This is a genomic window from Lysinibacillus sp. HST-98, from assembly GCF_016757845.1.
In the GTDB taxonomy this organism is placed as follows: domain Bacteria; phylum Bacillota; class Bacilli; order Bacillales_A; family Planococcaceae; genus Lysinibacillus; species Lysinibacillus capsici.
Genome location: NZ_JAENHX010000012.1, coordinates 82,066 through 103,815, shown reverse-complemented (window position 1 = coordinate 103,815; position 21,750 = coordinate 82,066). Strand labels below are relative to the sequence as shown.

Below are 21,750 nucleotides of genomic sequence, written 5' to 3'. Positions count from 1 at the left end.
GGGGAGATGACAATATAGAGCAGGGACGTGGAACGTTTGACGCAGCAAACAACAATGACCGTGGGACAAAAATTCCCACTAACAATAAAAAGGCTAGGCATTAATGGTGAAGGTGTAGGTTTTTATAAACGTAATGTGATATTTGTAAAAGGAGCCATTCCTGGTGAAGAGATCACAGCTCAAGTAACAAAAACACAACGTAATTTTGCTGAAGCAGAAATTTTAGCCATTCGTAAAGCTTCAAAATATCGTCAGGAAGCACCTTGCCCAGTTTACAATGAGTGCGGCGGCTGCCAGCTTCAGCATATGACCTATGAAAAACAGCTAATAGAAAAACGAGACATTGTTATACAAGCATTAGAGCGCTATGCCAAACCTTTACTCGAAACAATTGAAGTGCGAAAAACACTTGGTATGGATGATCCTTGGCATTATCGTAATAAAAGCCAATTCCAAGTACGTAAAGAAGGCAAGCGTGTTTACGCAGGTTTATTTGCTGAAGGAAGTAATAAACTGTTAAACATTAATGATTGCCTTGTTCAGCACCCAATTACTTCTAAAATCACAGTTGCTACTCGAAAAATTTTGCAAAAGCTAAATATCACTATTTACGATGGTCGTACGCTAAATGGTTTAGTGCGTACGATTGTTGTACGTACAGGTATTCGTACTGGGGAAACACAAGTCGTTCTTGTCACAACAAGGAAAGAAATCCCTCATTTAGCTGAATTGATTACACGTATGAAAAAAATTGATCCGAGTATTGTATCCATTGCGCAAAATATTAACCGTGAAAAAACATCATTAATCTTCGGTGATGAAACTGTTGTACTTGATGGCAAAGAAACCATTCATGAAGAGCTTGGCGAATTGGCTTTTGATTTATCTGCCCGCGCCTTCTTCCAACTAAATCCAACGCAAACAGTTCATCTATATGATGAAATTAAAAAGGCTGCCGCTTTATCAGGAAAAGAAACAGTGGTTGATGCATACTGTGGCGTTGGCACAATTGGATTATGGTTAGCGGATAAAGCGAAGGAAGTTCGTGGAATGGATGTCATTCCTGAAAGCATTCAGGATGCTCGTAAAAATGCTCGAAATCATGGCTTCAAACATACGAAATATGCAGTCGGTACAGCGGAAAGTGTCCTAGCGAAATGGTGCAAGGAAGGATTTACTCCTGATGTGATTACGGTAGATCCACCACGTACAGGACTAGCACCTGAATTTATTCGAACAGTCCTTAAACTAAAACCTAAACGTTTTGTTTATACCTCCTGTAACCCATCCACTTTGGCAAAGGACTTACAACAGTTAACGAAGCTTTATGATGTTGAATATATTCAACCCGTCGATATGTTCGCACAGACTGCGCAGGTGGAATGCGTTTGCTCTATGGTTCTTAAAATAGAACATCGAAAATGATATTTACTTTGTAAATTTTGGCGACCTTGATTAGGCGTAGTCTGCATATTGTAGACTGCGCTTTTTTCTTTTTTGATAGTCGTTTCTAAAGTTTTATTGTCTAAGAAAAAATAGCTAAACATCTGAAGAACAAAATAAAAAATATTAAGTGATGTCACCGTTTCATGATTGATTTCAATGTGTTTACATTATGTTATAGTCTTGTTGGGCCCATGCAATTTTAAGGAGGAAAAATGGATAACATTCAATACTTATCACAATTTAATCTGCTTAATTCGCTCTCGAGGGAAGATTTAATAGAAATGGAGCAATTAACTTTAATAACCACCTTTCCGAAAAACACTTTTATTCAAACACCAGAAACTTTTTCAGAGGGGCTTTACTTTGTTAAAAAGGGGAAGTTGCGCCTGTATAAAGTAAATGCTCAAGGCAAGCAATTTACTTCGGATATACTTAACGAAGGTAATGTATTTGGTGAAATGGATATCATTTCATTTGGTACTCGAGAAAATTATATTGAAACGATAGAGGAAAGCCACATTTGTTTGATGAATAGGGAAAGATTTGAAGGTTTTTTAATTCAGCGGCCTCAATTTATGATGACATTATTAAAAGTACTAAGTAATCGAATTATCGATATGAGTCAATTAACGCAAAATCTAGCTCTTGGGAAACTACATGACAAAGTTTTATATGCACTTATTAAGCTCTCTGATCAGTTTGGACTTACTGGCGATAATGAATATTACAAAATAGATTTGCCCCTCTCACATCAAGAAATCGCCAATTTAGTTGGTGCAACCAGAGAAGCTGTAACTGGGGTCTTACAAGAGCTTGTTAAAGAAGAAGTCATTCAAACAGGATTTAAAACAATCTACATCCATCGAAAAAAGCTTTTGGAGAGAAGCATTTCATAGGCTGAAAAAATGCAGGGTAGTATCAAGTAACATTGAAATTTTCAAAATGAGTTGTAAACAATATTACATCTTCCTTCAAGAAAAAAATGTATCGTATAACTATATACAAAATATATACGATATGGAGATGAGATAATGGAAAACACATCATTTCAAAAATTGCAAAGAGAATTAGATATAGCAGCTACACATATGGAAGAGATGCTGTCAAAGGAAGTGCTGGATATATTTGAAAAAACGATACATGATTTACGAATATCTGATTCGGGTAGGGGTTTAATAGCTGGCGTCAAGGCGCCTGACTTTACTTTAGTGAATTCTACAGGTCAAAAGATAACATTGTCTGAAGAAATTTTGAAAGGTCCAGTTGTTCTTATATTTTACCGCGGTATATGGTGTCCATTTTGTAACCTTGAATTGAAAGCATATCAGCGAATGAATGAGGACATTAAGGCAATTGGAGGCCAATTGATTGCGGTTAGCCCGCAAACCCCAAACTATTCTGCATCTGTGCAAGACAAGAACGAATTAAATTTTCATGTTTTAAGCGACTTGCAAAATAAAACAGCTGAAAAATATAAGCTTAAATTTAAATTACCTGAGTATGTCTATCCTATCTACAGATCGCTCGATATTTCACTCGAAACATTTAATGGCGATCATTCTTGGGAACTTCCCGTACCCGCTACCTATGTAATTGATAAAGAAGGAATCATCCGTTTAGCTAGCGTGGAGGCAGACTATAAAAAACGTATAGAACCTAGTAAGGTGATGCACGTTCTCCAGTCACTTTAATAGCATCTTAGAATTATAAAAATATAATGAAAGACAGCCTCTAAGTTACCACATTCGTTTGGGATAACGAGGAATCGATTGATAATCTTCAAATTAAACATTAAAATAATCGTTACCAACTGTGATTTTACAATACATTCTTAATCAAAGCTTAAAACCTTTGTTGTAGAAACACATCAGTATGAAAAAGGACGTTTCTTATAGAAAGGTCCTTACAGACTGTAGACAAACTCAATGAATTTTGAGTTAGCCTACAGTCTTTTTTCTTTTACAATAAAATAAAGTAAAGCCGTTGATTTCCACTACGGGCGGACGCTTTCCGCGGGCGGGGTCGAGCTGCTTCCCTCGCTTCGCTCAGTCCAGGATCTCGACTTTCCCGCTTTTCCCGCAGGAGTCGCCACCCTTCGTTCCAATCAACTTCTACATAAAGAATTCCTTATTCATCTATTGATAAAAAGTACACTTTCGAGGTGATCAGCCATCATGACGAAAAATCAAATCAATGAACGTGAACAATTAGAAATGCTAACGATTGATCAATTAGTTCCCCAAAATCATTTAGTACGAAAACTAGAGGCGGCTATTGATTTTTCATTTATCTATCCCTTAGTAGAAAACCTCTACTCTGCTAAAGGACGCCCTAGTATTAATCCTGTTGTTCTCTTTAATCTGAAAGGACGTTTCTTATAGAAACGTCCTTTTTCTAATGCACAGCACAAGCTGCCTGGTGGATGATGGATGGTCCAGAAAAGTCGATACCTTAACCAATAACCCAGGATTTAAATGATTATTAAATGTTAAATTTTCAGCTTTTATTCAAAGAACTTTCAAACGTAAGCTTTGTACTTTCACCTTTTACCTTTGAGCTTTCAAATCAATTTAGTTGAAAGTTACCATTGGAGTAAGGCATGTTTTACGTTTTAACTCGCACACATGCCTTGAAGCGCGAGCGACTTTTCGTTTTCCATTTTCGCTAGGACATGCAAATCTTGTTAAACTTGTACTTCAATAAAGGTTGTGGCATTCGACTCTGATAAGACAGCGTCAACCTCTGATTCAAATTCTTCAATCCGATTGCTCAATTTCTCAATTTGTTGTTTAACATTTAGGGGATCAATGATTTCAAACTCATTTCTTTTCATAAATGTTTCGGTATGTAATTTGACTTCCTCTGGTGATTGTTTATCTTTATTGCCCAATATGTTAATTAAATAGGTTTCCAACTTTGCAGGTAAAGCATCATTTTCTTTTGCAACCGTATTGATAGCTGAACGATGCTGATGCTGTATAACTTCTAGCAAATTCTTTTCGTATTGAATGGATTGTTTCCGTTCAATTGCCTCCGCTACAGTCATTTCCTCTTTGCCCACCAACACCTTTGTGTTTGCATTGGACTGCACAACTAGCGCTTTTATTTTATTTCGATAGGAAATTAAACCTACCACTTTATCATAGGATGCTTGCATTTGTTTTTCATATTCAGGAATGTCTACACCATTAATTTTACGATTGCTTTTTCGATTAGCTACGACTGCGCTAACCTCATTTGTTGCTGCTTCAATTCGTAGAGTCAGCATTTTTAATTCTGTTAAAGCACGGTGGATAGATAGTTTTTTCATTTCTGTCATGATAAAAACCTCCTTTTTAAGCAAGTATTCTTTTATTATAAATAGAAAGATGGATAATGTCCAAAAATACCCATTTTCTTTTTTATTGCTTTCATTAGAACATGTCTGTATAATAACTTTCTAGGTGCCAAACCTATGTAACTTGGACGGAACATCCTTGTTACGCAAAAAACGCCATAACAGCACGGATTTGCTGGGCGTTTTTTGTTTTTTGAGCGGGAGATGAGCCCCGCTCTTTTTATTTTGCCATCGTTGGTTGTTGATGCTTGCGGCGTCCAAATATAAATAAAACGATTGCAACGGCTAGCAAAAGCATAGCCACAAGTAAAAGGAAGCTATAATTTTTTACATATTCTAAATAAACTCCACCTAAAAATGGACCTGTTAAACTACCAATACTTAAAGCAATTCCGCAAAGTAAATTCCCCGTAGGCAGTAGCTCCTTTGGTGTCAAATCAGCCATAAATGTAATCCCTAAAGAAAACATCGAGCCAACTAGCGTACCCGTTAAGAAAAATGCGACAGCCACAGCGAATTGTGAATGCTCTAAAAAGCTTGTAATCGCGAAAATAATTGCGCCACCAAATGACCCAATCATCAAAATATTCCTTCTCCCTACTTTATCTCCTAGTGCACCAAGCGGCACTTGCGTTAAAATACCACCAAATGTAAACACAGATAAAATGATAGGAATCATGCCGACTTCAAAGCCCTTGCGTAATGCATAGACAGGAAACAAGGCATTTAGTGAAGACTCCAGAAAACCATAAACAAATGGGCCTAAAAAGGCAATCCACCCAAATAAAATAGCCAGTTTATACCGTTGCCATCCTCTGGCATTTAAGTCACCTGTTAAACGCTCAGGCTTTTCATTTTGTAAGAGAAATACAAAGGACCATGCAAATAGGCACATGATTGAAGATACGATAAACGGTAGCGCTTCAGCAATTTCAATGAGCTTCACCATAAGTGGTCCGACAGCAAAACCTATGCTAAATGATAAACCATAGATGGCCATTCCCTTTCCTAAGCTTTTATGATCTGCTGTACTAGTAATCCATGTTTGTGTCGCATAATGCAAGGCATGATCGCCTACACCAATTAATAAACGAAGGACAAACCAAAAGGTCACACTTTTCCATAGAGGAAATGCAAGTAAAGACGCAAAAACTAGTGCTCCACCAATTAAAATAATCGGTTTATAGCCCCATCTGCGTAACGGCTGCTCGATAAATGGTGAAATCAGTAGTGTTCCTATGTATAAGCCTGTTGCATTCAAGCCATTCAATGCAGAGGATACCCCATCACGTTCAAATATTATCGAAATAAGCGGTAATAGCATCCCTTGTGAAAAGCCTGATATGGATACAATTACTACTAAAATGGTAAATCTTTTTGTGCTGTAATCTGAGAAGTACGTCATTTTTCCCTCCAATAACTAGTCATTCTCCCAAAGAACAGCATACCAAAAAGCCTTAGCGCTCACCACATGTGATTTTACGCTAAGGCTTAACTAATACTTATCCTCATTTAATTGTATAAACACGATTTTCGGCTTTTGAATATTACCGATTACTTGTTTAAACTCCCTCCTTTTCGAGTTAGCATTGGTCAGATGACTTTTTTCAATCAGCTCCTTTACTTTATCTTAAAACAAATTTAACACACATCCTCAATATTGTAAATATTCTGTCTATTGTTTTTTTAAAATTAATCTCTTAGTCCTAGGTGTTTCCCTAAACATTGAAATTTAAGCTCAAATCGGCTACGATGAAAGGGATGAAATGAGGTGTACGAATGTCAAAGCCAATCACTGATAAAGAGCAACAAGTAACCTATTTAAAAGAGCGTCTTGAGATGTTTCTAGAAGTATTAGATGCCCTTGATCCTGAAACAGCTGAGTTAGAAGATATTGATCGCTTAATCCAAATGATGGATGATTTAGAGGACAAAATGGAGCAATTTCAAGCTCGTGAACAATAATGAATAAAAAACAAGCGAGCGTCGTGTGCTCGCTTGTTTTTTAATGGCAATCCCAATTATAAAGTACCTTGCTAAAATCTTTATTCATTAACTCTTCCTCTGTGATAAAGAAATTGCCAACGCCACAATCGCCCCAAAGAATATTGTCGCCAACACTATCAATCTGTAACAGCATAATGATTGAATCTTTATAATCTCCATATGCTCGAGGATCCTCTTGCGTAAAGAATGGATACCCTCCAATTTTATGACCATCACCCGTCAAAGCATCATAGAAGCTGTCTTCTAATGCTTCGTCATCCTCCAAAGCTGTTAAGATGCTAGCATACTTGTCATTGCTTCTAAAATCATCAATCGACATCGGCTCAACGCTTGTAGTAAAGGATAATGCCATTTCACGCTCGACAGGAAAATATAATTCCTCATCATCTATTTCGATAAAAGAAAAATCTTGAATAAGCTGTGCTTCATCTTGCATAACTTGTTCATGAAATATTACACGAAAGCCTTCTTGATTTTGTCCATTATCAAAATCCATTCCTAAAACATCGTCATAACCATCAATATAAAACTGCAATATTCCCTCTTCTGGGAAATTGGGTAAATGCGTAGGAACCTCTGCAAAGTTAATTTGAGCTAATAGCTTCAACGGTTGTCCCTTCATGTTTTTTGGATATTCCATACCCAATGGGAAATAAGGATCTCCTGCAAACTTACTTTGAAATAAAGTTGTTTTACTTATCTCCGTATTAACCATTACAACAGGCTTCATTGTCCCTTCTATTAATGGTCTATATTGCTCGAATGCTTCTGGTAATTCAAGTAAAGTTTTAGCAGTCATGCAAGTTCCTCCTAATATTGGATTTATTCTATTTTAGAACAAACGTTCTATAAAATCAATACTCTCCTTCTATATTATTAAAATATGCTTTAATTTAGCAGTCTCAGATAAGGACTCTTTTTTTCATTAGTTGAAAAGAGTATAATGTAACGTGGAAATAATCAATTTTTCTATGGGGGGCAATACCAATGAATCTACAAAACTTGGAGAAGAGTCTTTACGATTTAATTACTGAAACATCTACGAATTTACCTAAGGATGTACGTCGTGCTATTAAAAAAGCAAAAGAAGCTGAAAATGCTGGTACTCGTGCAGCAATGAGCTTAGACACAATCGCAAATAATATTATTATGGCAGAAGATAACGTGTCACCAATTTGTCAGGATACAGGGCTACCAACTTTCAAAATTTATACTCCTGTTGGCGTAAATCAATTAGAAATTAAAGCTGCAATCAAAAAAGCAATCAATGATACAACTGCAGATGCAAAATTACGTCCTAATGCGGTGGATTCATTATCTGGTGCAAACAGTGGTAATAATCTTGGTGATGGTTTGCCAGTAATGAAATTTGAACAATGGGAAAAAGATTACATTACAATTAAGTTAATTCTCAAAGGTGGCGGCTGTGAAAATAAAAACATTCAATACAGTCTACCATGTGAATTAGAAGGTCTTGGTCGTGCAGGGCGTGACTTAGATGGTATTCGTAAATGTATTTTACACTCTGTATACCAAGCACAAGGTCAAGGGTGTTCTGCTGGTTTCATTGGTGTAGGTATTGGTGGAGACCGTTCTTCTGGCTATGATTTAGCAAAAGAGCAATTATTCCGCCATGTTGAAGATACAAATCCAAATGCAGATCTTGCTAAATTAGAAGAGTATGTGGTTAAAACGGCTAACACATTTGGTATTGGTACAATGGGCTTCGGTGGTGAAGCAACATTATTAGGCTGTAAAATTGGCGTAATGCACCGTATTCCTGCCTCTTTCTATGTATCAGTAGCATATAATTGTTGGGCTTACCGTCGTATGGCTGTGGATATCGATCCTCAAACTGGCGAAATTATGAATTGGCACTACCAAGAAGGTGAAAAAATTACCTTCAAAGAGAATGAAGTAGCTGCTACAACAGAAGATACAACTACAGATGTAGTCGAGCTTACTGCGCCAATTACTGAAGAACAAATTCGTTCACTAAAAGTTGGTGATGTCGTTTCTATTACTGGTCGTATGTATACTGGCCGTGACGCCATCCACCACCATTTAATGAGCCACGATGCACCAGTTGATTTAAATGGCCAAGTTATTTATCACTGTGGACCTGTAATGGCTAAGGATGAAGAAGGCAATTGGACAGTAAAAGCGGCTGGTCCAACTACTTCTATTCGTGAGGAGCCTTATCAAGGCGATATCATGAAAAAATTCGGTATCCGTGCTGTCATTGGTAAAGGTGGAATGGGGCCAAAAACATTAAAAGCGCTTAATGAGCATGGTGGCGTTTACTTGAATGCAATCGGTGGAGCAGCACAATACTATGCGGACTGTATTAAAGGCGTTGATGGTGTTGATTTAATGGAATTCGGTATTCCTGAAGCTATGTGGCACTTAAATGTTGAAAAATTTACAGCAGTTGTGACAATGGATTCACATGGTAACTCACTACATGCAGATGTGGATAAATCATCATTAGAAAAACTTGCTTTGCATGCAGAAAGAGTCTTCTAATTAAATAATAGATAGCAGTAGTAACTCGTTTTATTGCACAATTTTGTAAGGCACAGAATATTCCTAGTGAATAGACTGTGCTTTTTTCAATTCTTTCGCAAATTGTTTAAAAATCTCCATCAAACTTCCTACTTTATTTTTATAAATTCCTTTGTTATAATAATTCTAAATAATAGAGATGGTAATTGAAATCCATTTTCAATTAAACAGCTCAAAATAACGCTATTTTATAAAGGCTTTGATATTGATTTTCATTATCAGGAGGGATAGAGATGGAATACTCTAATCGAGAAAACGTAAGAGTAATTGAGAAAATAAAAGAACATGCCGAACTAATTGCCGCATTAATGGCTGGAATTTTCATCTTACTAGCATGGCGTTTAGACACAAATGGACAAACAACAGCTTCTGTTCTACTATATTTAATTGCCTTTTGTGTAGGTGGTTTCGCGAAAGCAAAAGAAGGCATTGAAGAGACCATAGAAGAGCGAAAGCTAAATGTTGAGCTGTTGATGGTATTAGCTGCAATTGGCTCAGCTGCAATTGGCTATTGGACAGAGGGAGCCATCCTAATATTTATTTTTGCAGTAAGTGGTGCACTTGAAACTTATGCGATGAATAAAAGTCATCGCGAAATATCTGCCCTTATGAATTTACAGCCCGAAGAAGCTTGGTTAGTGCGTGGTGGATTTGAACCTATGAAAGTATCAGTTTCCACATTACAAATCGGGGATCATTTATTGATTAAACCGGGTGAACGAATTCCAGCAGACGGCATTATTTTTAAAGGCCAATCTTCTATTGATGAGTCAGCTATTAGCGGAGAGCCACTGCCAATCTCAAAAAGCGAAGGAGACGAAGTTTTTGCAGGCACAGTCAACTTAAATGGTGCTATTACTATGGAAATGACAAAGGCGAATTCAGAGACCCTTTTCCAAAAAATTATACAGCTCGTTCAAAGTGCTCAAAGTGAAAAATCTCCATCTCAACAATTCATCGAAAAATTTGAAGGGACTTATGTAAAATTTGTTTTACTTGGTGTTGCCATTATGATGGTTCTTCCCCACTTCTTGCTCGGCTGGGACTGGACAACAACCTTTTACCGAGCAATGGTGTTATTAGTGGTTGCTTCACCTTGTGCACTCGTTGCTTCCATTATGCCTGCAACACTCGCTACGATATCAAATGGTGCAAAAAATGGTGTGCTATTTAAAGGTGGTTTACATTTAGAGCATCTTAGTGTGTTACGTGCATTGGCTGTCGATAAAACAGGTACTTTAACGCAAGGAAAACCAGTTGTTACAGATTTTATTGTCCGTGATGGAGTAGAACGTGATACGGCTTTAGCAATTCTTGCAGGAATTGAATCTCAATCCAATCATCCCCTTGCCCAAGCGATTACCTCCTATGCTAAGGCTGAAGGAATCGACATACTACCACAAGCAACAATTGAAGATATTCCTGGCTGGGGTATTAAAGGAACGATTCAAAACAAGGAGTATCAAGTAGGCAAACCAGAATTTGTTGATGTGCAACTTGCTAACATTTTTGCAAATAATGCTGTAACTAAACTTGCAGCAGAGGGAAAAACAGTTATTTTCATTCGCGATCAACACGGTATTGTTGCATTAACAGCATTAAAAGATACTGTACGCTCCGAAGCTAAGAAAGCTGTTACATTATTAAAAGAGCTTGGTATTCAAGTGGTGATGCTTACAGGCGACAACGAAAAAACAGCCAAAGTTATCGCGAAGGAGGCTGGCGTTACTGAATTCGTCGCAGAATGTTTGCCAGAAACGAAGGTAACTGAAATGAAACGCCTACTTACACAGCATCAATTTGTTGGCATGGTCGGCGACGGTATTAATGATGCCCCTGCATTGGCTACCGCAACTACTGGCATAGCGATGGGTGAAGGCACAGACGTGGCGCTTGAAACAGCGGATGTCGTGCTAATGAAAAATGACTTATCAAAAATCGCCTATGCTGTTCGTTTATCACGTAAAATGCAACGTATTGTGAAACAAAATATTTTCTTTTCTATCGGAGTTATTGTCTTATTAATCGCCTCTAACTTTTTACAAGTTGTCGACTTGCCTTTAGGCGTAATCGGGCATGAAGGTAGTACAATTCTAGTTATTCTAAATGGTTTACGCATGCTTAATAAAAATGTTTAACATCAAGTAAGCCTCAGCATAATTGCGTCCAGCTTGCTTGAAAGCTACTCTTCCTGCGACATCCGCTGAGGCTTTTATTGAGGAATTGATGGATTTAATCAGCTAAAATCAAGTAAAAATAGCCTCGCTACTCTTTAGGAGTTTAGCGAGGCTATTTTTAATGAATGATCATTTCCTTATCGACGAATTTCCTTTTGAAGTGCTCTTTTCTGCATTGTAGCATTTAATACGCCACCAAAGATTAAAATGATTCCCGTAAAATATAACCAGAGCATTAAAATAATGACGCCACCAATACTACCGTATGTAGCAGAATAATTTGCAAAATTATTAATATAAAAAGAGAAACCATATGTGACTGCTAACCAAGCAAGCGTGGCAAATAACGCTCCTGGCCATACGCCCATTATTTTCAAACGAGGACTTGTATTTGGCACAAACCAGTAGATGCCCATTAATACGATGAAAATCAATAATGGCGGGATTGACCATCTTAATCTATGCCAAACTGATTCAAATTGCTCCTCTATTCCGACGATTGAGAATAGGAAATGTCCAATTTGCTGACCAAAGACCGGTAATAAGAGCGCAACGGCAATAACAATAACGAGAGCGATTGTAAAAACAAGTGATAAACCCCTATCTAATATGCCTGCTCTCCCTTCTGTATCATAGGCTTTATTTAAAGCACGAAGTAATGCATTAATGCCTTTAGATGCAGACCAAATAGTACCTAAAACCCCAATGGACAGTAAACTACTGTTGCGATTTGTTAAAATCTCATTCAGTGTATTTTCAATAAGCTTATACACTTCATCAGGTAAGATATTCACTAAAAATGAATAGACCTGAGTGGTTTCTAAGTTAAGATATGGTAATAGTGTCACTAAGAAAATAAGTAAGGGGAAGAACGATAGTAAAAAGAAATAAGCCAATTGTGCAGCAAGCGCAGATATTTCAACTCGCTTGAGCCGACCTATTAAATCTTGGATAAAGCCTTTGGATGTCATAATATCAATCGCTCCCTCCTCTGGAGAGACAAACGATTTTACAAACCCAAAAGCGTTATGCAATGTTGCTTTATTCTTTTCCATACAATTCCTCCTAAAACGACCTTTACTCCTTATGAGGCAAAGTAAAGGCTGATTTCGTATCTTCAATCATTCCCTGTATCGTGGAAGGTAAATCCTTAAATTCATCCACCTTTTCAGCAATAGTGTTGACATTATCTGACACACTCTCACAAAGCACCTTTGCCGCGAGTACCTTTTCCTCTACCAAAACCTGCAATTCTTCTCGATTTGCTGCATAATATGAGACGGCTTCCTTCATCTTTTTAGTTGAGGCAATTGTTTTTTCTCGTGTAGCGCGATCTAACATACTTAATGCTGCTCCTACTGCTGCTCCTGCTACAATAGATGCTAATAATTTACTTTGACCCATATTAAAACCCCCTGCTTGTATAGTTGTATATTCCCTATTATTTCATAAATAAACAGTCTTCTGCACTTATTCTACCCAATAACAGTCTATTTTTAAAGCAATGCCCAAATACGGAGTTGACATTTTTTTTATTCAATGAAATGATATGTGCGAGGATTACGAAAGGTAGGGTAAAAAATGGATTTATCAGTTCCATCTAAAGAAAACGTTATGTATATGGTTGATCAAATGAAGGACAAGCTTCGTATGGTGAATGTCGATGCAATGAAATCAGAAAACTTCGATGAAGCAAATTATGAAGATTTAGTGTATCTATATGAAATGGTTATGAAAAGAGAAACTTTTAGTCCAAGTGAAATGCAAGCGATTGTTGCTGAATTAGGATCTTTACGAAAATAGGTAAAACGAAAAGCTATTAGCCTAAGACATTTGTCTGCTGCTAATAGCTTTTTATTACTGTGTACTCTAAGTTTCTGAACCATCCTCAGTAACTAATGGTTGAATTAATACTTCTACACGACGATTCTTCGCACGTCCTTCGGCTGTGTCATTTGGTGCAATTGCACGATACTCACCGTTTCCTTTTGCACTAAAGCGCGTAGGATCTAATTTGTCATTACTTTCAATAAGCAGTTCTAAAAATTTAGTTGCACGCATTACAGATAACTGAAAATTCGATGTAAAATTCGGACCTGCTGGCACATTATCTGTATGACCTGTGATGACAATATTTCGAGCTGGATCAGATTCCAGCATAGTTGATAGCTCTTTGGCAATAGGGACGTACTCAGGTTTAACTGTTGCCTGCCCTGGGTCAAATAAAATACTATCGCGGATTGTTACAAGCAACCCTTCATCCGTCATTTCTGTGGCAAACTGATCTTCCATTTCATTTACTGCAATAAAATTATCCACACTATCTTTTATTTCAGCTAACTCCTGTTGATCCTTTAAATAGGCAGAATTTTGCTGTGGCGTTTGGTCGCTATCTGCATTCGGAGTAGGCACTGGTGCAGGTTGCTCTAGAAAACTAGTTCCACCATCAAAGACTTGATTAAAAACTGCCGACATTCTTTCTAGCTTTTCTTGATCGACTGAACTTGAGGCAAACAAAATAATGAATACGGCTAGAAGCAAAGTTAAAATATCTGCGTATGGCACTAACCAAGATTCATCAATATGTTCATCATGCTTTTTTTTCTTAGCTTTCTTTGCCAAGGCCACCCGCCCCGCTTTCACCAGAAATTTGACGACGTTCTTCCATCGTTAAGTATGATGATAGTTTCTGTTCAATTACACGTGGAGCCTCCCCTTCTAATACTGAAAGGATACCCTCAATCATCATTCTTTTTTGTTTTACCTCTAAAGCAGATTTACGTTTTAGCTTGTTCGCAAATGGATGCCATAAAACATACCCTGTAAAGATACCGAGTAATGTAGCCATGAAGGCAGCTGAAATAGCATGTCCTAGCTTTTCGATATCATTCATATCAGCCAATGCGGCGATTAACCCAACTACTGCACCAAGAACCCCTAAAGTAGGTGCATATGTACCTGCTTGTGTAAAAATAGCTGCTCCACTAGTATGACGTTCTTCCATCGCTTCTACTTCTTCTGTTAAGACATCACGTATGTAGTCAGCATTTTGACCATCAATTGCTAATGTAAGGCCATTTTTTAAAAATGGATCTTCAATCTCTGAGGCCTTACTTTCAAGTGCTAATAGCCCTTCACGACGAGCTAGGTCAGCCCATTGTGAAAACATTTTAATAATCTCTATATCATTTGCTAATTTTGTTTCTTTAAAAAGAATTTTAAATAGCTTCGGCACACGCTTTAACTCCTGCATAGGAAAGGCAATTGTTACTGCGGAAATAGTACCAAAAATGATAATTAGGATAGCTGCAGGGTTATAAAATGCTGATAAACTTACACCCTTCATTACCATCCCTGTTAATAGTGCTACTAAAGCAAGTATTAACCCTATAATTGACGACTTATCCATTCTAGAACCTCCAAATCTACTATCTAATGTTATTTCGTCTTTTTTTCCATATTTTAAATATATATATTCCTAGTATAAATGTATTTCATATATTTTTCGATGTAATTAATGCTTTTTATTCACATTTCGACCATTTTTGATTATATTGAATTAAGAATATTACACTTAACTGTCTTAAATTGAAAGGGGATATGATTTTGTTATTATCGTTTGACACAAAATTACTAAAATATGCCGAGTTAGCGGTGAAAGTAGGAGTAAATATCCAAAAAGATCAGTATCTTTATATAAGCTGTTCGACTGATAACCTAAAACTCGCACAAATAATTACTAAAATTGCCTATAAAAATGGTGCAAAACAAGTTTTTGTCGATATATCCGATGATGAACTTGTACGTGCTCGCTATGAAGGGGCACCAAAAGACTCATTTGATTTCTTCCCACCTTGGAAAGTGCAGGAACGTGAATGGTTAGCTGAACATGGTGCTGCTTTCTTAAGCATTAGCTCACAAAATCCTGATTTATTAAAAGGTATTGAGCGTGATAGAATCATGGCATTCCAAAAAGCATCTGGCCAAGCACTTGCCAACTATTATCAATGGTTACAAGCAGATAAGTTTAGCTGGTCTGTCATTGCTGCTCCATCTAAAGCTTGGGCAGCAAAGGTCTTTCCTCACCTTCCAGAAGAACAGCAAATGGATGCATTATGGGAAGCTATCTTTGCAGCCACACGTATAGACGTTGAAAATCCTGTTGAAGCTTGGCATGCCCATGATCAGGAATTACACAGCAAAGCTGATTATTTAAATGCAAAGCAATTTAAGTCACTACACTATACTGCGCCAGGCACAGATTTAACAATTGAGCTGCCTCCACACCATGTGTGGACAGGGGGTAGTAGCATAAGTACACAAGGCCAAACATTTATGGCCAATATGCCAACTGAAGAAATTTTTACAGCACCGCTAAAAACAGGTGTGAATGGTTATGTATCAAGCACTAAGCCTTTAAGCTATGGCGGCAATATTATAGATAATTTCACATTAACATTTAAAGATGGTCGAATCATTGACGTCAAGGCGGAGCAAGGCCAAGAAATTTTAGCTTCTCTTATTGAAACAGATGAAGGTGCTCATTACCTTGGTGAAATAGCATTAGTACCACATCAATCACCTATTTCACAATCCGACCTATTATTTTACAATACATTGTTTGATGAAAATGCATCCAATCATTTTGCCATTGGTAGTGCCTATGCTTTTTGCATTGAGGGCGGCAAAGAAATGACTTCTGAGGAACTAAGTGCGCATGGTCTCAATCAAAGCTTGACACATGTAGATTTTATGATCGGCTCTACCGAAATGAATATAGATGGAATAACACATGATGATCAAATAGACCCAATATTCCGTGATGGAAATTGGGCATTCTAAATAATCCATTCCTACTAATAGTATTCTAGGCTAAGTATGTTAAGGTTGTCATAAATTATCCTTAGATTTTCCTAGTAACCTATTGTATAATTGTTTTAGGGAATTTTAGTAGATCATTTAAGTAGAGAGGAGCTCTAATAATGTTCATTACAACTGTTCTTGGCTTTTCAGCAGTTTTATTAATTTCAACGGGATTCTTCATCCACTACCTACAAGTTGGTTTAGATAGCAAGTCTTCAGTAACTGTAGATCCAAAGCCAAACGAAAAATTTTAATGTGTAAAAAACAGCTACTATTATAGGTAGCTGTTTTTTTATAGCTTACAAGTTATTTCATCTACTAAAGCGTATGAAACTGCTCCTTTATTGTAAAAATTATCTGAATAAAGTCTTTATTGTTTGCATATTGAAAATTTTGCTCTACAATATTTTTTGTAAGGAAGGGAGCAATATTCATGACAATGTTACAAGATATTCTAGAATTTAACAAAGAGTTTGTACAAGAAAAAAAATATGAGCCATTCATCACTACGAAATATCCTGATAAACGTATTGTTGTTTTATCTTGTATGGATACTCGTCTTGTAGAGCTTTTACCAAAAGCGATGAATTTGCGTAATGGCGATGTAAAAATAGTGAAAAGTGCTGGTGCGTTAGTGAGCCATCCTTTCGGTGCAGTTATGCGTAGTTTATTAGTTGCTGTCTATGGCCTACAAGCTGATGAAGTGTATGTTGTTGGTCATTATGACTGTGGTATGAGCGCGGTTGATCCTGATGCCATGCTTAGCGAAATGGTACAACGAGGCATCGATCCAGAAACAATTAAAATGTTGGAATATTCTGGTTTTGATTTAAAGGAATTTTTACGAGGTTTCGGTGATGTAGCAACAAGTGTTAAGAAAAGTGTCGATACAATTCGTAATCACCCCTTAATGGTAAAAGACGTACCTGTTCATGGTTTAATAATTGATCCAAATACAGGTCATCTAGATTTAATTGAAGATGGAAATAAACAATAAAAATTATTTCTTGATACATTAATAAAAGAACAAGTGCCTATCCTCACTATGTGGAAGATAGGCACTTATTATTCTATTCATCCTCTAAACGTGCATACATATAGTGATCTATCCAATGACCATTGATATACAGTAGCTTTCTTAGCAGACCCTCCTGCTGGAATCCAGCCTTCTCTAATACACGCATGGAGGCAGTATTTTGTGTCGATACATAGGCCTCTACACGATGTAGACCAATTTGTTCAAATGCAAATCGGACCACCATATTCACAGCTTCTGTGACAATGCCCTTTCCAACATAAATCTCATCCATCGCATAGCCAACAAATGCACTCGAGTACGGTAAGCGTTTGACAGCATAAAGTGCAATATGCCCTATTAGATTATTTGTACCATGCTCAAAAATACCAAAAGTAAATTCACGCTTTGACTCCATTAAATAGAGACTTTCTTGAATTTTTTTGTATTGAGCATCGACTGTATAGTATTCTGGTCTTTGCAGTGGCTCATAAATAGACCAAAAGTATTTATTACGGCTTACGAGGCCCATTAAACTTCGTGCATCTTTTTCTTGGAATGTGCGGATGTAGCATTTTTCCCCCTTTATTGTTACCACATTCCCACCCTTTTTTCTTAATAGATTCCAAATTTTAAGCACCATTTCTCCACACTAGCCTTCCAATAAAAATCAATACATTTCTCTTTGTTACATTGGCTATAAACCCTATTTATATTTCATTGTATGTAAAAAAACAGGCTGCTACAACCAAAACAGCTTATGTCTTATTGTCATAGCAGCACAATTTAATTATTTAGTTTTTTGTTCTTTCTTTTTCTCGTTTACTATTTCTAAGCTGGAAGAATCAGCATCTTCTAGTTGTGTATTGTCTAACACATTTGTTAAATGAAGACCACGTCTTTGAGCCTCTCGTTCAATGTGTGCAATAGTTTCCTGTAGCACCTGAACACGTGCATACTTTTTGTCATCTCCAGCGACTAAGATCCATGGTGCATCTTTTTTATCTGTCTTTTCAAACATCGCATTTGCTGCATCAATATACTGAGGTGTTTTATCTCGATTGCGCCAATCCTCGGCTGTTAACTTCCAAGATTTATAAGGGTTTTGTTCACGTTCTTTAAAGCGTTTTAATTGCTCCTCATCTGAAACATGAAGCCAGAACTTAATAATTATGTAATCTCCTGCAGTTAAAATCTTCTCGAAATTATTAATTTCTTCATAAGCACGAGACCATTCATCCTTTGTTGCGAATCCTTCGATGCGTTCTACTAATACGCGACCATACCACGAGCGATCAAAAATAGCGATTTGCCCATGTTGAGGCAATTTTCTCCAAAACCGTTGTAAATAATTGTAGCGTAATTCATGAGCTTGAGGGGCAGAAATAGGATGTACAACATAACCGCGGGGATCGACACGTTCGATTAATCGTTTAATAGCGCCACCTTTACCAGCCGCATCCATTCCTTCGAATACCAAGATCAAGCCAATCTTGTTTTTTAATAAAAATTGTTGTGCATTCAACATTTCATATTGGAGTACTTTTAATTTCTTTTTATACATCTTTTTGTCTAGTTCAACAGTTAGATCTAGATTCTTCAAATTTTGTGTCATGAAACTTCACTCCTTTTATTTGGCTATTCTTATTGTACTAAAGAAATATATGGATGCCTATCAGACATGGTAAATTGTAGGTATTATTAGTAAAACAACACGATACATTGTTGGAAATTTCCGTTATAATAAAAAAAGTGACAGTACTATACTTATTTGTCTTTTCCCTATACAATCTAACACGAAGGGAGAGGAAAACATGCCTCGGTTTATCATGATGACAATCTCTTATATTGTCTCAATCATCCTAACCTTTTCATCCTTTTTCGTGAACATCAACGGTCAATCTTCGCTAGAAATCGCTAATCGTTTTTCTGTAGTATTTGCACCAGTTAGTGTAAGTCATGTAATTTGGATTATCATTTATTTTTTACTCGGTTATTGGTTAGTTATGAACATAAAAAAGACAACTTTGAAACAGTCTGCGCTTTTTAGTTGCATAAATATATTACAAGCATTAATGATATATGTCTGGCACCATGAGTTATTTATTGTTTCTCTTGGCATTACATTACTCTTAGTCTTGTATTTGTTTATGTTGTATAATACGTACCCTCTTCAGAACAAATCCTTGTTTGGTCGTATTCCTTTCTCTATTTATTTAGCATGGATGACATTTATTTTTATCACAAATACAAGCTTTACGTTAACGGCTTATGGTTGGAACGGCTTTGGTCTTAGTACGCCTCTTTGGGCAGTGATTTTACTTACTTTAGGAGGAGCCATTGCGCTACATATCCGTTTCCATCACTTTGATGTTATGTATCCAAGTGTTTTTATTTGGGCTTATATTGGAATCGCCATACATAATGGTTTTGATGAGCTACTTGTCACTACAGCCGCTTTATTTTTATGCGGTGTTCTCTTTGTTGGCATTTTATTTATTAAAAAAAATCCTGCCTACCAAAAATAATTTGGTTAGCAGGATTTTTTCATTGCATCCTATTCTTCGTCTAATGACGTTAAGATAATTGGTTTATCTTTTGTTACAATGACTGAATGTTCGATTTGAGCTACAAGTGATTTATCAGGCGTCACGAATGTCCAACCATCACCTGCTTCTACGATATGCTCTGCATTTGCTGAGATAAATGGCTCAACCGCAAGGACCATACCTTCTTTCATAATAGTAGAATCCCATGCATCGTAATAATTTAAAATATGGTTTGGTTCATCATGTAAAGATTGACCTAAGCCATGACCTGTTAAATTCATAATAACAGTTAACCCATTAGCATTTGCCTCGCGTTCAACAGCTTTACCAATTTGATTTAATTTAGATCCAGCCTTTACTTTTGTCATTGCTCGATCAAAGGCACTTTTAGCAACACGGCAAAGCTTTTCTTTGTCCTCATAGCCATCACCCACAACAAATGAAATACCTGTGTCAGCAAAATAGCCATTTAAAGAGCCAGAAACATCAATATTTACGATATCTCCTTCTTGAATAACACGCTTTCCTGGAATACCATGTGCTACTTCTTCATTGACACTAATACATGTATACCCTGGAAAATCATATTCTCCCTTTGGTCCTGAAATAGCGCCAGCCTCTGCAAACATGCGACCAGCAATTTCATCAAGCTCAAGTGTTGTAACTCCTGGCTTTGTTGCAGCTTTCATCGCTTCACGAATCTCAGCACAAATGCGTCCTATTTTTTTAAAAGCTTCAATCTCTTCTTGCGTTTTTACAATCATGTATAACGTCCCTTTCATCTAATATCTATTCTTTAATATAACATAACTTTTTATGGGTATAACGATAAACGCTTTAAATATTGTATGCTTTCCTACTTTGCAAAGTGCTAAAAGAGCTATTCACGATAAAAAAGTCCCTCCACTCACGTGAAGGGACTAGCATTAAGCTTTTCTTTGCATTAATTGTGGAGCGGCTGTGAATAAAAGAACACCAACGATCGCCGTTAAAATGGTTGCTGGTAGCATATATGTACCATTGTAGATGATGGAATAGATCCATGCATTTTGGTCACCCGCATATTCGGCAAAAAATACAGCACCAGCAATTGTATGTGCTGTGTATCGTAAGAAGCCTGCGAAAACGGTACCTATGATTATATAAAGTGCCATTTTTGTTTTGTTCATATGTTTAGCAGCGTCTAACACTGGTCCACGTACAACCGCCGCTAATCCTACAACAGTAAAAGCAACGCCATAATCCAGGAATCCTTGTAGCCAATGCACAATCGTAGCACCAAACATGGTTTGCATTACACCTACGAGTAATCCAGTTGTTAGCCCAGCTACTAAGCCCCAGCGAAATGCTATTAACATAATTGGTACCATAACAAGACTAACTGAGCCGCCTTGTGCCCATACTTTAAAGGAAACCTGATCCAGTACGAGACCAATCGCTGCAAAAATCGCAATCTCCACTAGCATTAATAGTCTTTTTTTGTCCATACATATTCTCTCCTTTGTTCCGATGTAGGATACAAGAGCAGGAATAGAAAAGCGCTGATATGTCTCTTTTTGACACCTTTTTTCCTTTAAGGACGAAAAAACGATGTCAGGACAGAGCCTCACATCGTACAAGTGTCGGTTTCTATCCACATCCCTACGCAAGCATTAACTTACAGGTTCGAAGAGTCAAGGCATTACGTGCCCAGTCTCAGCTGACATCATCAGCTCCCCTTGTGGTCGTTACATCTGAATTTATTTGAACAATCTCATTGTACGCAAAGGATTGAAGGATTACAACCTTCCA

Annotated in this window: 22 protein-coding genes, 1 pseudogene and 1 riboswitch; of the genes and pseudogenes, 12 read left to right on the top strand and 11 right to left on the bottom strand. The window is 37.0% G+C overall.

Annotated features, from left to right (window positions below; all coding sequences use genetic code 11):
- Window positions 1-36 precede the first annotated feature (36 nt).
- The 4 genes and pseudogenes from rlmD to JIN86_RS21010 all read left to right on the top strand — a co-directional run.
- Window positions 37-1,425 (top strand): 23S rRNA (uracil(1939)-C(5))-methyltransferase RlmD, encoded by a 1,389-nt coding sequence (gene rlmD / locus JIN86_RS21025; protein WP_202342779.1) that lies wholly within the window; start codon window positions 37-39, stop codon window positions 1,423-1,425.
- Between the two features lie 233 nt (window positions 1,426-1,658).
- Window positions 1,659-2,342, top strand: a complete 684-nt coding sequence (locus JIN86_RS21020) for a Crp/Fnr family transcriptional regulator (RefSeq protein ID WP_202342778.1) — start codon at window positions 1,659-1,661, stop codon at window positions 2,340-2,342.
- A 135-nt stretch (window positions 2,343-2,477) separates the two neighbouring features.
- Window positions 2,478-3,137 carry a peroxiredoxin-like family protein gene (locus JIN86_RS21015; RefSeq protein ID WP_202342777.1) on the top strand — a complete coding sequence of 220 codons (660 nt, stop codon included), beginning with the start codon at window positions 2,478-2,480 and terminating at the stop codon, window positions 3,135-3,137.
- Window positions 3,138-3,617: 480 nt separating this feature from the next.
- Window positions 3,618-3,809, top strand: a pseudogene (locus JIN86_RS21010) (transposase); the annotation flags it as partial.
- 320 nt (window positions 3,810-4,129) lie between these two features.
- On the opposite strand, the gene JIN86_RS21005 reads toward JIN86_RS21010, so the two are convergent.
- Together JIN86_RS21005 and JIN86_RS21000 are read right to left on the bottom strand one after the other, a co-directional pair.
- Window positions 4,130-4,765 (bottom strand): hypothetical protein, encoded by a 636-nt coding sequence (locus JIN86_RS21005; RefSeq protein ID WP_004230473.1) that lies wholly within the window; start codon window positions 4,763-4,765, stop codon window positions 4,130-4,132.
- Window positions 4,766-5,003: 238 nt separating this feature from the next.
- Entirely contained in the window at window positions 5,004-6,188 is a 1,185-nt protein-coding gene (locus tag JIN86_RS21000) for an MFS transporter (protein WP_009371551.1), read from the bottom strand.
- Between the two features lie 374 nt (window positions 6,189-6,562).
- On the opposite strand from JIN86_RS21000, the gene JIN86_RS20995 reads away from it, so the two are divergent.
- On the top strand, window positions 6,563-6,748 hold the full coding sequence (locus JIN86_RS20995) for an SE1561 family protein (protein ID WP_004230471.1): 186 nt from the start codon (window positions 6,563-6,565) through the stop codon (window positions 6,746-6,748).
- A 40-nt stretch (window positions 6,749-6,788) separates the two neighbouring features.
- Here the strand turns inward: JIN86_RS20995 and JIN86_RS20990 are convergent, their stop codons facing one another.
- Window positions 6,789-7,589, bottom strand: coding sequence for a YwqG family protein (locus JIN86_RS20990; RefSeq protein WP_004230470.1), 801 nt, complete (start codon window positions 7,587-7,589; stop codon window positions 6,789-6,791).
- Window positions 7,590-7,777: 188 nt separating this feature from the next.
- Here JIN86_RS20990 and JIN86_RS20985 point away from each other — a divergent pair, with 188 nt between their 5' ends.
- Both JIN86_RS20985 and JIN86_RS20980 read left to right on the top strand, forming a co-directional pair.
- Window positions 7,778-9,316 (top strand): fumarate hydratase, encoded by a 1,539-nt coding sequence (locus JIN86_RS20985; protein WP_004230469.1) that lies wholly within the window; start codon window positions 7,778-7,780, stop codon window positions 9,314-9,316.
- A 272-nt stretch (window positions 9,317-9,588) separates the two neighbouring features.
- Entirely contained in the window at window positions 9,589-11,493 is a 1,905-nt protein-coding gene (locus JIN86_RS20980) for a heavy metal translocating P-type ATPase (RefSeq protein ID WP_202342776.1), read from the top strand.
- 176 nt (window positions 11,494-11,669) lie between these two features.
- Here JIN86_RS20980 and JIN86_RS20975 read toward each other — a convergent pair whose 3' ends face one another.
- On the bottom strand, window positions 11,670-12,587 hold the full coding sequence (locus JIN86_RS20975) for a YihY/virulence factor BrkB family protein (protein WP_004225576.1): 918 nt from the start codon (window positions 12,585-12,587) through the stop codon (window positions 11,670-11,672).
- 22 nt (window positions 12,588-12,609) lie between these two features.
- The gene (locus JIN86_RS20970) at window positions 12,610-12,936 is read right to left on the bottom strand and encodes a hypothetical protein (RefSeq protein WP_004225578.1); all 327 of its coding nucleotides are present in this window, start codon (window positions 12,934-12,936) and stop codon (window positions 12,610-12,612) included.
- A 177-nt stretch (window positions 12,937-13,113) separates the two neighbouring features.
- On the opposite strand from JIN86_RS20970, the gene JIN86_RS20965 reads away from it, so the two are divergent.
- The gene (locus JIN86_RS20965) at window positions 13,114-13,335 is read left to right on the top strand and encodes a DUF1128 domain-containing protein (protein ID WP_004225580.1); all 222 of its coding nucleotides are present in this window, start codon (window positions 13,114-13,116) and stop codon (window positions 13,333-13,335) included.
- A 66-nt stretch (window positions 13,336-13,401) separates the two neighbouring features.
- On the opposite strand, the gene motB is transcribed toward JIN86_RS20965, so the two are convergent.
- Together motB and motA are read right to left on the bottom strand one after the other, a co-directional pair.
- Window positions 13,402-14,154, bottom strand: coding sequence for a flagellar motor protein MotB (gene motB, locus JIN86_RS20960; protein ID WP_004225581.1), 753 nt, complete (start codon window positions 14,152-14,154; stop codon window positions 13,402-13,404).
- Window positions 14,138-14,941, bottom strand: a complete 804-nt coding sequence (gene motA / locus JIN86_RS20955) for a flagellar motor stator protein MotA (protein WP_004225583.1) — start codon at window positions 14,939-14,941, stop codon at window positions 14,138-14,140. Before motA ends, motB begins: the two co-directional genes overlap by 17 nt.
- A 191-nt stretch (window positions 14,942-15,132) precedes the next feature.
- On the opposite strand from motA, the gene JIN86_RS20950 reads away from it, so the two are divergent.
- The 3 genes from JIN86_RS20950 (at window position 15,133) to JIN86_RS20945 (ending at window position 17,392) form a co-directional block, all read left to right on the top strand.
- On the top strand, window positions 15,133-16,374 hold the full coding sequence (locus JIN86_RS20950) for an aminopeptidase (RefSeq protein ID WP_202342775.1): 1,242 nt from the start codon (window positions 15,133-15,135) through the stop codon (window positions 16,372-16,374).
- Window positions 16,375-16,514: 140 nt separating this feature from the next.
- Window positions 16,515-16,649: a hypothetical protein gene (locus tag JIN86_RS23840; protein WP_004225590.1), complete on the top strand. Its 135-nt coding sequence runs from the start codon at window positions 16,515-16,517 to the stop codon at window positions 16,647-16,649.
- A gap of 179 nt (window positions 16,650-16,828) precedes the next feature.
- Window positions 16,829-17,392, top strand: a complete 564-nt coding sequence (locus JIN86_RS20945) for a beta-class carbonic anhydrase (protein WP_004225593.1) — start codon at window positions 16,829-16,831, stop codon at window positions 17,390-17,392.
- A gap of 73 nt (window positions 17,393-17,465) precedes the next feature.
- On the opposite strand, the gene JIN86_RS20940 is transcribed toward JIN86_RS20945, so the two are convergent.
- Both JIN86_RS20940 and JIN86_RS20935 read right to left on the bottom strand, forming a co-directional pair.
- Complete coding sequence (locus JIN86_RS20940) at window positions 17,466-18,053, bottom strand: GNAT family N-acetyltransferase (protein WP_004225594.1); 588 nt, start codon at window positions 18,051-18,053, stop codon at window positions 17,466-17,468.
- A 147-nt stretch (window positions 18,054-18,200) separates the two neighbouring features.
- Window positions 18,201-19,025, bottom strand: coding sequence for a polyphosphate kinase 2 family protein (locus JIN86_RS20935; RefSeq protein ID WP_004225596.1), 825 nt, complete (start codon window positions 19,023-19,025; stop codon window positions 18,201-18,203).
- Window positions 19,026-19,224: 199 nt separating this feature from the next.
- Here JIN86_RS20935 and JIN86_RS20930 point away from each other — a divergent pair, with 199 nt between their 5' ends.
- Window positions 19,225-19,938 (top strand): hypothetical protein, encoded by a 714-nt coding sequence (locus tag JIN86_RS20930; protein WP_004225598.1) that lies wholly within the window; start codon window positions 19,225-19,227, stop codon window positions 19,936-19,938.
- Window positions 19,939-19,967: 29 nt separating this feature from the next.
- Here JIN86_RS20930 and map read toward each other — a convergent pair whose 3' ends face one another.
- The gene (gene map / locus JIN86_RS20925) at window positions 19,968-20,723 is read right to left on the bottom strand and encodes a type I methionyl aminopeptidase (RefSeq protein WP_004225600.1); all 756 of its coding nucleotides are present in this window, start codon (window positions 20,721-20,723) and stop codon (window positions 19,968-19,970) included.
- A 162-nt stretch (window positions 20,724-20,885) separates the two neighbouring features.
- On the bottom strand, window positions 20,886-21,446 hold the full coding sequence (thiT, locus tag JIN86_RS20920) for an energy-coupled thiamine transporter ThiT (RefSeq protein WP_009371558.1): 561 nt from the start codon (window positions 21,444-21,446) through the stop codon (window positions 20,886-20,888).
- A 134-nt stretch (window positions 21,447-21,580) separates the two neighbouring features.
- Window positions 21,581-21,688, bottom strand: a riboswitch (TPP riboswitch).
- Window positions 21,689-21,750: the final 62 nt, after the last annotated feature.